This window comes from Flavobacterium sp., from assembly GCF_043779715.1.
In the GTDB taxonomy this organism is placed as follows: domain Bacteria; phylum Bacteroidota; class Bacteroidia; order Flavobacteriales; family Flavobacteriaceae; genus Flavobacterium.
On sequence record NZ_JAYWDT010000213.1, the window covers coordinates 22,262 to 33,617 of the forward strand.

13 protein-coding genes are annotated in these 11,356 nt (G+C 31.3%); 3 read left to right on the forward strand and 10 right to left on the reverse strand.

Features of this window, described 5'->3' with window-relative positions:
* Window positions 1–7: 7 nt before the first annotated feature.
* From ACH2BG_RS10300 to ACH2BG_RS10340, 9 genes are all read right to left on the reverse strand, one after another.
* Entirely contained in the window at window positions 8–799 is a 792-nt protein-coding gene (locus ACH2BG_RS10300; protein ID WP_395047606.1) for an alpha/beta hydrolase, read from the reverse strand.
* A 2-nt stretch (window positions 800–801) separates the two neighbouring features.
* Window positions 802–1,575, reverse strand: coding sequence for a nucleoside triphosphate pyrophosphohydrolase (mazG, locus tag ACH2BG_RS10305; RefSeq protein WP_395047607.1), 774 nt, complete (start codon window positions 1,573–1,575; stop codon window positions 802–804).
* Window positions 1,576–1,685: 110 nt separating this feature from the next.
* Window positions 1,686–2,225: a DUF5606 domain-containing protein gene (locus ACH2BG_RS10310; protein ID WP_395047608.1), complete on the reverse strand. Its 540-nt coding sequence runs from the start codon at window positions 2,223–2,225 to the stop codon at window positions 1,686–1,688.
* 66 nt (window positions 2,226–2,291) lie between these two features.
* A complete protein-coding gene (gene def / locus ACH2BG_RS10315; RefSeq protein ID WP_395047609.1) occupies window positions 2,292–2,876 on the reverse strand; it encodes a peptide deformylase in 585 nt (194 codons plus the stop codon).
* Between the two features lie 72 nt (window positions 2,877–2,948).
* Window positions 2,949–4,439 carry a malate:quinone oxidoreductase gene (locus tag ACH2BG_RS10320; protein ID WP_395047610.1) on the reverse strand — a complete coding sequence of 497 codons (1,491 nt, stop codon included), beginning with the start codon at window positions 4,437–4,439 and terminating at the stop codon, window positions 2,949–2,951.
* A 14-nt stretch (window positions 4,440–4,453) separates the two neighbouring features.
* A complete protein-coding gene (ruvX, locus tag ACH2BG_RS10325) occupies window positions 4,454–4,864 on the reverse strand; it encodes a Holliday junction resolvase RuvX (RefSeq protein WP_395047611.1) in 411 nt (136 codons plus the stop codon).
* A gap of 119 nt (window positions 4,865–4,983) precedes the next feature.
* Window positions 4,984–6,564 carry a M56 family metallopeptidase gene (locus ACH2BG_RS10330; protein WP_395047612.1) on the reverse strand — a complete coding sequence of 527 codons (1,581 nt, stop codon included), beginning with the start codon at window positions 6,562–6,564 and terminating at the stop codon, window positions 4,984–4,986.
* A gap of 4 nt (window positions 6,565–6,568) precedes the next feature.
* On the reverse strand, window positions 6,569–6,928 hold the full coding sequence (locus ACH2BG_RS10335) for a BlaI/MecI/CopY family transcriptional regulator (RefSeq protein WP_395047613.1): 360 nt from the start codon (window positions 6,926–6,928) through the stop codon (window positions 6,569–6,571).
* Between the two features lie 76 nt (window positions 6,929–7,004).
* Window positions 7,005–8,237: an MDR family MFS transporter gene (locus ACH2BG_RS10340; RefSeq protein WP_395047614.1), complete on the reverse strand. Its 1,233-nt coding sequence runs from the start codon at window positions 8,235–8,237 to the stop codon at window positions 7,005–7,007.
* Between the two features lie 85 nt (window positions 8,238–8,322).
* Between ACH2BG_RS10340 and ACH2BG_RS10345 the strand changes: the two genes are divergently transcribed.
* From ACH2BG_RS10345 to ACH2BG_RS10355, 3 genes are read left to right on the forward strand one after another with little or no spacing between them, the layout of a single operon-like run.
* Window positions 8,323–8,922 carry a DUF1684 domain-containing protein gene (locus ACH2BG_RS10345; RefSeq protein ID WP_395047615.1) on the forward strand — a complete coding sequence of 200 codons (600 nt, stop codon included), beginning with the start codon at window positions 8,323–8,325 and terminating at the stop codon, window positions 8,920–8,922.
* Window positions 8,922–9,575 carry a TatD family hydrolase gene (locus ACH2BG_RS10350; protein ID WP_395047616.1) on the forward strand — a complete coding sequence of 218 codons (654 nt, stop codon included), beginning with the start codon at window positions 8,922–8,924 and terminating at the stop codon, window positions 9,573–9,575. The genes ACH2BG_RS10345 and ACH2BG_RS10350 overlap by 1 nt, the downstream gene beginning before the upstream one ends.
* A gap of 7 nt (window positions 9,576–9,582) precedes the next feature.
* On the forward strand, window positions 9,583–10,293 hold the full coding sequence (locus ACH2BG_RS10355; protein WP_395047617.1) for a ThiF family adenylyltransferase: 711 nt from the start codon (window positions 9,583–9,585) through the stop codon (window positions 10,291–10,293).
* Window positions 10,294–10,301: 8 nt separating this feature from the next.
* On the opposite strand, the gene ACH2BG_RS10360 is transcribed toward ACH2BG_RS10355, so the two are convergent.
* Window positions 10,302–11,356: GyrI-like domain-containing protein (locus ACH2BG_RS10360; protein ID WP_395047618.1), on the reverse strand; the 1,055-nt coding region annotated here is incomplete at its 5' end.

Consider the following 11,356-nt stretch of genomic DNA (forward strand, 5'->3'; position numbering starts at 1 on the left):
TAGAGAATTAATCATTAAAACTTTCAAAAGCTGAATAAACTGCACTATGCAAAATTGTAGCATGATTCTTATTTTCAAAAAATTTAAAATCTGTATGCATTAATTTACGTTCCGAAACTATTTTAAATAGCTCTTTTGCATCATTTTCCATCACACTACCTTCTTTTCCAACACCAATAAAAACGTTTGTTTTTTGATTAAAATCGTTGTCAAGAAACCTAGCTTTTTCTTTTAATAAAGATTCTTTATTCCACCATAAACTCGGACTGATAATAATAAATTGTGAAAACAAAGTCGGTTTTTTATATAAAATTTCTGTTGCCAATAAACCACCTAATGATTGACCAATTATGGTTTTAGAAGACGTAGTTTTGTATTTATTTTCGATAAATGGCTGTAATTCTTTTTCAATAAATGCAATGAATTTTGCCGAACCTCCAGTTGTTGGATAATCTTTTTTGTCTTTTTCTACTGTTGTTGGATAAGTAAAATCTCTTTTTCTATCTACATTTTCTATGCCTACAATAATAGATTTTGGCAACAATTTTACCCATTCAAAATTGGCAAACTGAACCAAACCAACAATATGAATGAAATCTTCGTTGGCAGAACCGTCCAATAAATAAATCACAGGATAGCTTTCGTTCGACATATATCCTTCGGGTAAATAGATATTTAAGATTCTGTCTTCGTTTAATTCTGTAGAATGTAGCGTTGTAATTTTCCCTAAAACAAAATCTTTATCCTGTGCAAAAGAATTTTGAGTAATAAAAAATAAGAGTAAAAATATTTTTTTCATAGTTATAATTTTTTTGCTTCTTCCCAAAAAATATCCATTTCTGCTAATGTCATATCAGAAAGAGGTTTACCTAATTCTCCAGCTTTGCTTTCAATATCTTGAAAGCGTTTGATAAATTTTTTGTTGGTTCTCTCTAAAGCATCTTCTGGGTTAATGTTCAAAAAGCGAGCATAATTTATCATAGAAAATAAAACATCGCCAAATTCGGCTTCCATTTTGTCTTGATTTCCAGCTTCGACTTCAACCTGTAATTCTTGTAATTCCTCTTGTACTTTGTCCCAAACCTGATGTGGTTCTTCCCAATCGAAACCAACGCCTTTTACTTTATCTTGAATTCTAGAAGCTTTAACTAGTGCTGGCAAACTTTTGGGAACACCTTCTAATACTGATTTTTTTCCTTCTTTAAGCTTTAGTTTTTCCCAATTTTGTTTTACTTCTTCTTCATCAGCCACTACAACATCTCCATAAATATGTGGGTGACGGTGTATCAATTTTTCGCAAATATCATTGGCAACATCTCCCATGTCGAAACTGTTGGTTTCGCTTCCTATTTTTGCATAAAAAACAATATGCAACAACAAATCCCCCAACTCGTTTTTAACTTCATTCAAGTCATTATCTAAGATGGCATCACCTAATTCGTAGGTTTCTTCGATTGTTAAATGACGTAAAGTTTGTAGCGTTTGCTTCTTGTCCCAAGGACATTTTTCACGCAATTCGTCCATTACATCGAGTAATCTATTGAAAGCATCAAGTTGTTGTTGGCGGTTATTCATAATAATGATTTTACTTCGTACAGTTCGACCTAAAGGTCTCGTGTGTGTAAAAATAACAAATCCTGCAAATGAAACTCAAATGCAGGACTTATAATTATGTTAAAATCAATTTATTTTTTTGTTGACTTTGTCGCTTTTTGTGCTGGTGCTTTTTTGGCAGCAGCCATTCCTGCATTTTTAGGAGCTACTGTTTTAGGAGCTTTTGCTGGTTTTGCTTCGCTAGAAACGGCTACTTTTTCTGATTTTTCTTCAGTTGTAGATGATTCTTCAGAAGAAACTAATCCTCTAGCTTGCAAAATATTGTACCAGTTTAATACTTTTTTAATATCCGAAGCGTACACTCTTTCTTGGTCGTAATCTGGAAGAACTTCTAAGAAATAAGCTGATAATTGTGCTTTATCATCTTTAAAAGCTGGTGTTGGTCCGTTATTTTCTTTTTTAGCAATGTTTCTCATTACTTCAGCTAACGGTTTTTCGTCACTGGTAGTGTACATCGAAACTTCCGATAATAAACTTACGTTACTACGCAAACCTACTGTTATTCTTTTTCCGTCGATAAAAGATTCGGCAACGAAACCAGTTCTTGTTTGCACTTTTAGAGAGTATAATCCTGGTTTTCCAGAAATCGCTAATATTTTTTCTAAATTCATTTTTATTATTTAATCGTTGAATCGTTAATTTGTAAAAATCGAAATTAATAAATTATTTATTAAAACCTATCTTTTTTTTGTTACTAATTTCATTCTATAATCAGGATGTGCTTTGCCTTCCATGATATTTTGTAATTTCTTTTTGATGAGTTGTTTCTTGAATACTGAAATTTTATCGGTAAATAAAACACCTTCAATATGATCGTATTCATGCTGAATAACTCTAGCAATCAATCCGTTATATTCCTCTGTTTTCTTGTTAAAGTTCTCGTCGTAATATTCGATTGTGATGTTTGGATTTCGGTATACGTCTTCGCGAACATCAGGAATACTTAGACAACCTTCGTTAAAACTCCATTCTTCGCCTTCTTCCTTAAGCATTTTTGCATTAATAAAAGTTTTTTTGAACCCTTTTAATGTTTCTGCTTCTTCTTTAGAAATATCGTCGCTATCGCTAAACGGATCGGTATCTACTATAAACAAACGAATAGGAAGTCCAACTTGTGGCGCAGCCAATCCAACACCGCAAGCATTGTACATGGTTTCGTACATGGTTGCAATGGTTTCTTCTAGATTAGTGTAATCTTTGGTAATCTCCTCGCATACTTTACGTAAAACTGGGTCGCCGTAACCTACAATTGGTAAAATCATTCTTATTATATTATATAAAGTGCAAAAGTAAATAATTTAAAACGATTGTCATAAATCTTAACAAAATAAAAATTAAACTTTCAATTTCAGAATTTCATTTGTTTTTGCTCTAATTTGATCACACAAAATAGGATTTTCGTTTAATGATTGTCCGTATGAAGGAATCATTTCCTTAAGTTTGGTTTGCCAAAGTATTGTTTTTACTTGCTCCGGAAAACATTTTGTAATTAAATCTATCATGATTTGAACCGCTGTTGATGCGCCTGGAGAAGCACCAAGTAAAACCGCTAATGAACCGTCATGTGCTGTAACGACTTCGGTACCAAACTCTAGGATTCCGTGACCGTCTTTGTCTTTTTTAATAACCTGAACACGTTGTCCTGCGCTTTCGAGAACCCAATCTTCTTTCTTGGCAGATGGAACATATTCTTGTAGTGCTTTTAGCCTGTCGTCCGAAGATTGAATTACTTGTTCTATTAGGTATTTTGTGAGTGGAATATTTTTTGCTCCAGCACCAAGCATTGGTCTTATATTGTTAAACTCTATCGATTTTATCAAATCAAAATAAGAACCATTTTTTAAGAATTTAGTAGAAAATCCTGCATAAGGTCCAAATAATAAAGCTTTTTTACCGTCAATCATTCGAGTATCAATATGTGGGACCGACATAGGTGGTGCGCCAACCGATGCTTTTCCGTAAACTTTTGCACTGTGTTTTTTTATCACATCTAGATTGTTACATTTTAGCCATTGTCCGCTCACTGGAAAACCACCAAAGCCTTCTCCTTCAGGAATATTTGCTTTTTCTAACAATAATAATGAACCGCCACCTGCTCCAATAAATACAAATGGTGTGTATATTTTTTTCTTTTCACCAGTTGTAATATCTTTCACTTTTATTCTCCAGCTACCATCATCACGCTTTTTTAGATCATAAACATCATGATGAAAATGCATTGTAACACCATCTAACGATTCTAAATATTTGAACATACTTCTGGTTAATGCTCCAAAATTTACGTCAGTTCCTAACTTCATCGATGTGGCAGCAATTTTATCTTTGCTGTTCCTGTTTTCCATAACAAGTGGTGCCCATTCTTTGATTTTTTCGATATTATCAGAGAATTCCATCGTTTTAAATAGATGAAATTGTTGTAAAGCTTCGAATCTTTTTCTTAAATATTCGACATTTTCGTCACCCCAAACAAGACTCATGTGTGGCACACTTTTGATAAAATTTTCTGGATTTTGAAGCAACCCTTTTTCGACAAGATATGTCCAAAGTTGACGAGAAACTTCAAATGCTTCCGATATTTTTAGAGCCTTTTGGGTTTCGATAGTTCCGTCTTCGAGTTCTGGCGTGTAGTTTAGTTCGCAAAAAGCGGCATGACCAGTTCCTGCATTGTTCCAAGCGTCAGAGCTTTCGGCAGCAGCAATATCTAGACGTTCGAATATTTCTATTTTTAGTTTCGGATTTAATTCTTTGAGTAACAATCCCAATGTGGCACTCATAATTCCAGCACCAATTAGAACAATATCAGATTCTATTTTTTGTCTAGCCATTTTTAATTTAGGATTTATTGTCTAGTTAAATAATCTTGTAGCATTATTGTTGCAGAAATTTCGTCAACCAATGCTTTGTTTTGGCGTTGTTTCTTTTTGAGTCCGCTGTCGATCATGGTTTGAAATGCCATTTTTGATGTAAAACGTTCGTCAACTCTTTCTAACGGCATTTCTGGAAAATTATTTTTGAATTTGGTTACAAATTTTTCTATAATATCTGTGCTTTGTGAAGGTTCCCCGTTCATTTGTTTGGGTTCGCCTATGAGTACTTTTTCTACTTTTTCTTTAGCAAAATAGTCTTTTAGAAATACTATCGATGTTTCTGAAGCAATTGTAGTAAGTCCTGACGCGATGATTTGCATTTCGTCGGTAATGGCAATTCCTGTGCGTTTTTGTCCGTAATCGATGGCGAGAATTCTTGGCATTTTTTTTTACAAAAATAGTTTATTTACAGATTTGTTTAAAATATTAATGGGTATTAAAATAAAAATTATTTTAATACCCATTACTTCACTTAATTCTTTTTTATTCCTTTTTTTAGAATTTAATTTTTTTGATTTTCATGAATTTTCTCTTGATAAGCTTCCATTTCTTCTCCAAATTTTTCCATTTTAGATTCAAAAATTTCCATTTCTTTTTCAAAAGCAGTCATGTCAGGTTCATAAGCTTCCATTTCTTTTTCGTAAGCCTTCATACTAATTTCATATTCTTTTATTTCTTTTGTATTCCAAGCTTCTTCAAACTTTTGCATTTTTTCTTCAAATTTTTTCCATGCCTTTTTATCATTCGGATTTTTCGGAGCTTTTACATTTGGTGGCGTAGGAAAAGTAGGAGGCGTAGGCGGTTTAGGCATATTTTCCAAATTATGCATTGGCGGTGTAGGCGGAGTTGGTGGAGTGGGTGGCTCAGGAATTGATAATTCTGGATTTGAATTATCCTGCTCAGCTAATTCACCTAAACTAACTTTAGTATTATCATTTGCATCTGTTTCTTTACGTAAGACAATCGTTCTAATTGGCGTGTCACCAGAATATAGTAAACTACCTGTTTTACCAATTTTGTCTTTGAATGCAATTTTAATGGCTGTAATTTCACCTTGAGAATTTCTTTTAATGTCAGAATAAATAACATCAATCCCCATTTTTTTCATTGACTGAACATCATTTTTAATTTCATCATCTGGAGTGTCTTTCGTCCAAATCATTTCTGAAACTTGTTTTGTGCCTGAAGATCTGTCTTTGTGATGTGCTATTTTTTCCTGCGCAATAACTTCCACTTGAAAGAAAATTACAAAAGCTACTAATGCTGGAATTACGAGAGCGTATTTCCAAATGTTTTTCTGTTTTGATTGATTTTTGTTTAACATAACAATTCGTTTTTTGATTAATGATTGATAAAATGAGTTGGTAATCGACAAGTAGTTGTGATCAGTAACTACTTTTAAAAGCGTCATTTGATACGCTTTTTTATCTTCAATATTTTGTATTGCCTTTTGGTCGGCAATATATTCTAGGTTTTGAATGATGGCTTTTTTGTACAACCAAACAAATGGATTGAACCAAAAAATAGTACAGTATATTTTTGCTATTAAAACATCTAACGAGTGTTTTTCTTTGCTATGCACTTTTTCGTGATTTAAAATATTTTCTAATTCTGAATTTGAATATTTTGTTGAATTGAAAACAATGTATTTGAAGAACGAAAACGGATTTATATTTTCATCGACATCAACCATTGCAAATGGCTTGTTTACACTTATTGTTTTGTTTTTTATTAATCTGAAAAATGAAACTAATTCGGATGCTATTTTTAATATCAAAATAATTGAAATTATAACATAACCGATTGACAATATACTGTACCAATCTATTGACTCATCAATCACCGGATTAATACTAGTATTTTTTATTGATGATAAGTTTGTTGCAACTAATTTAGGGGCTTCTATAGTTACTACTTTTTTTATAAAAAATAATGGAATTAAAACTGATGTAAACAAGCCCGATAATAGAAACCAACGGTTGCTATTAAAAAATGTTTCTTTTTGAACCAAAAAATAATAGGCCAAATAAAAAATGGCAATTAGTAAATTTGCTTTTAATAAGTAAATAAAAATGGCTTCCATAATATTACTTTTTTTGTTCGATGATTGCTAATATTTCACGTAACTCATCAGCAGATATTTTGTTTTCTTCGGCAAAAAACGATACCATATTTTTGTATGAACTGTCAAAATAGTTGTCTATTGCAGTATTCATAAAACGTTTTCTGTAATCTTCAATACTTATAAGAGGAAAATATTGATGCGTGTTTCCATAAGCATTATAAGATACAAAACCTTTTTCTTCTAGATTTCTTATAATGGTTGAAAGTGTGTTGTAATGCGGTTTTTCTTCGATAATTTCTGCTAATACTTCTTTTACAAAAGCCTTTTTTAGCTTCCATAAAATGTGCATTACTTCTTCTTCTTTATTGGTTAACTTTTGCATGTTCGATATTTTATAGGCCAAATTTACAACTAGTATTTTAGTTACACAACTATTTTTATAGTTATTTAACTATTTTTTAAGTTTGTTGTAAATTTTTTCTTTCCATCTGAACCAACCTATAAACCCAAATTCCTAAAAGAGTACCAATTAATCCTAAGATTCCCATGAAAAACCAGTTGGCTTGGTAGCTATATTTTTCAACTATTGAAAACCCAATTTTTGGACTTAATATTTGTGCAAAACTATAGGTCATCGTAAAAATAGCGATATATCTTCCTTGTTGGTGTTTGGGGGCACGACTCATTGCAAATCCGTTTGAAAAAGGAAACGAAAACATTTCGGCAAAAGTCATAAACAACATCATAATTAATAAAATTCCTGCCCATGTATTTATTAGTAATAAAAATAAGCTAATTGCCATTAGAAAACAGCCAAATGTGATTACTTTAATCTTGTCAATCTTTTTTCTTTCAATATAATTTACCAAAGGCATTTCTATAAAAAATACTAAAACTCCGTTGAAAGTAAGTAATAATCCTGTTTGAAATTCAGTAAGACCAAACTGATCTTTATGATAAATTTGAATGGTATTGAAAAGCTGAAAAAACATAATTCCTACTATTAATGTAGATGCTAAAAATATCCAATATATTCTATCTTTAAAAACCGATTTGGTGAGTACATCATCTGGATTTTTTTTGTCTAAATAAGTAGATTTTTTCTTTTCTTTTACCATCAGCCAGAAAATTAAAATGGCTAAAATACATGTTAAACCATCTATCCAAAATAAACTCTGATAGCCTAAACTAATAATGATTAGCCCGCCTAATGCTGGTCCTGCAGCAAAACCAAGATTGATTGCAAGTCGTACTAAAGTTAATGCTTTTGTTCTATTTTCTGGTTTAGAATAAGCCGCAATTGAAACAAACATTGCGGGTCTAAACATATCAGAAACCACCATAATTAGAAACATTCCCACGCACAATCCTTCAAAGCTTTTAATATATTGCAAACAAATGAGTAATATTCCGCTAGTAAAAAGACTAAAAAGCATAATCCTATAAAAACCCATTTTATCTGATAATTTTCCGCCAAGCCAAGAACCAAGCATGGAACCTGCTCCAAAGAAAACCATAATTGTTCCCACTCGAGAAAGCGAAAAATGTAAATCTTCATGTAAATATTTTGATAAAAAAGGCAAAACCATCGTTCCTGCACGATTGATGAAAGTAATTAATGTGAGTATCCAAATCTCTCTCGAAAATCCTCTGAAATTATCAATGTAGCGGTTTAAAATGTTTTGAAGCATAAAAGAAAGTATAATTTTCAAAGTTACAAAATTGCAACTTTGTAGCTTTGCAACTTTTAAACTATTTTTGCATAAAATTCTTCCAATGAAAAAGTATTTATCAATTATTACTATTCTATTTTTCTTGATTTCTTCTGCTCAAGAGAAAAAAATTGAAACGAGTCAAGATTTTCAAAATAATTTGAATAAAGAATATGCTAATAAAACCGAAAGCCCTCTTACCGAAGATGATTTTAAGGTTTTTAAAACTTTAGATTTTTATCCAATAAATGAAAAACTTATTGTCGAAGCAAAGTTTGTGAGAACAAAAAAAGAAAAAGTTTTTGAGATGAAAACATCGACCACAAGACTTCCTAAATATAAGAAATACGGAGAATTATCTTTTACAATTGATGGAAAAAATTTGAAATTAAACGTTTATCAAAATATCGATTTATCTAAAAAAGAAGGATATAAAGATTATTTATTCTTACCATTTTCGGATTTAACTTGTGGTAAGGAAAGCTATCTTGGCGGAAGATATATCGACATGCGTTTCCCTAAATCGGAAACGGTAATGATTGATTTTAATAAAGCTTACAATCCTTATTGTGCCTATAATCATAAATATTCTTGTCCAATTGTTCCTCTAGAAAACGACTTGCAAATTGAAATTTTGGCTGGTGTAAAAAAGTTTCACGACTAATGCAATTCATCAATTTACACACCCACAAATTTTCCGATAACTCGAATGTATTGGAAATTGTCAATCAATATCCACAAGAATTTGATGTAAATATTCTGTTTTATTCCATAGGAATTCATCCATGGTATATTAATGAAAGTAGGGTGGAAGCCGATTTACAAATTATTGAAGAAAAATTACAATTGCAAAATTGTTTGGCTCTTGGCGAATGTGGACTAGACAAAAGAATTGAAATTTCGATGAAAATTCAGACGCAAGTTTTCGAAAAACAATTAAGATTAGCCATAAAATATAAAAAACCTGTAATTTTGCATTGCGTTTCGGCTTATGAGGAAATTATCGAAATTAAGAAAAGATTACAAGTCGATATTCCTATGATTATTCATGGATTTTCTAAAAATGAGCAAGTGGCGAAATCGCTTTTAGATAACGGGTTTTATCTTTCGTTTGGAAAATATTTGTTACGAAATCCGGAATTAGAATTAGTTTTCTCATCAGTTCCTAACGATAAATTTTTCTTAGAAACTGATACAATGGAGGAAACTTTAGAAGAAGTTTACAAATTAGCAGCAAAATATAAAAATATAACAGTTTCAGAATTACAGGAACTAGTCACAAATAATTTTCAATCGGTTTTTCGAATAAAAAAATAAACATATTATGGCAGAATGGACAGAAAGAGCGGAGCTTTTATTTAAAAAAGAAGGTTTAAATAAATTACAAAATGCAAATATCTTAGTTGTAGGATTAGGTGGTGTGGGTTCATTTGCAGCCGAATTTCTAGTTCGTGCTGGAATAGGAAAAATGACTATTGTAGATGGAGATGTGGTAGATATTACTAACATAAACCGACAATTGCCAGCCTTACATTCTACTGTTGGACAACCAAAAATAACGATTGTTGGAGACAGATTGATGGATATAAATCCGGAATTGAAACTGACTAGAGTTCAAGAATTTCTTTCGCCAGAAAGAGCTTTCGAAATTGTTTCTGATGAGTTCGATTATGTTTTGGATTGTATAGATAGCGTTACGCCAAAGCTGAATTTAATTATTGCCGCTAAACGCAAACGGGTGAAAATAATTTCGAGTATGGGTGCTGGCGGAAAAATGGAAGCCTCGAAAGTAAAAGTTTCTTGTATTACCCAAGCTACAAATTGTATGTTGGCAAAAACAATCAGAAAAAGACTAAAAGCTGTAAAAATTGACAAACTAAAAGTAGTTTCTTCATCAGAAATACAAGATGAAACGAGTTTAAAAATGACCGATGGGTCTAATTACAAAAAATCATTTTATGGAACAAATAGTTATATGCCAGGACTTTTTGGATTACATTCTGCAGAAACTGTAATTAGATATTTGTTGAAATAAATATATACTTAAGGATTACTAGGATTGCTAAAATTACTTTCAATAATAGTATTTACTGTGTCATTCTTTACAGGTTTTACTCTTATGGTAGTCTTTTTGGGTCTTACAGGAATATAAATTTCGGTAACCCATTTTGCTGCCGATTTTTCGGTTAAGCTATTTATAGGTATAATTTCGAAAATTTTATTGCGATCACTTCTCTCTAATCTGTTTTCTGACATAAAGTCAAATAGTTTAGTTAGAACTTCTTTTTTGTGATTATAATTTCCCGTAAGCGTAGCTTTTACTGCCTGAAATGGATTGGTTTGCCCTGTGTAAATATCGCTTTCGGCCGAGGTAAAAACTTTATTTTTAGTTGGAATTGCAATCGAGAATGTAATTTTATTTGTTATACTATCATTAGCATGATAAATAATAAAAGGAGGACCATTTTGTCCAGTATTTGTACTAGTTAATAACTGATTAAGTTTTGGCAAAATGTTTTTAATTCTTGAAGGTAATTCTTCTACTTTACAACTCACTGCTCGTTGTATATAAAAAACGGTATCACGATTTACAAAACCATCAACTTTTATAGTAAAACTATTAATTTCGGTAGTAAGAATTGTATTTAAGGTTGTGAGTCCTTTGTCGAATTTTTTACCAAAATCGTTGTGAGTTCCACGATTTATGATGCTTAAAAATTTATCTTTAAAACTCAATTTCCCATTGGTAGTCCAAGTTACGATTGTTTTTTTAGACAACGTGTCCTTAAACGATAATTTGAGTTCGGCAGGTACTTCATTTATAATAATGTTTTGCAAAATAATCTCTCCATCAATTTTTTGAACGGATTTTATCTTTGTAGTTTCTCCCTTCCAAGGATTTATAGTTTCCCAGTTTTTAGAATCTGACACATAATTAAAAACTATTTCTTTAGAAACATCAATTTCTTTACTCTTCGTTACCATATAACTTCCATCTTTTGTAGCAACAAAAACAGAGATTGTTATGGAAATTAGTAAAAGTAACAAAAAAACATATTTTGCAATTCTCATATAAGAATAAATAAAAATTTTGTTAA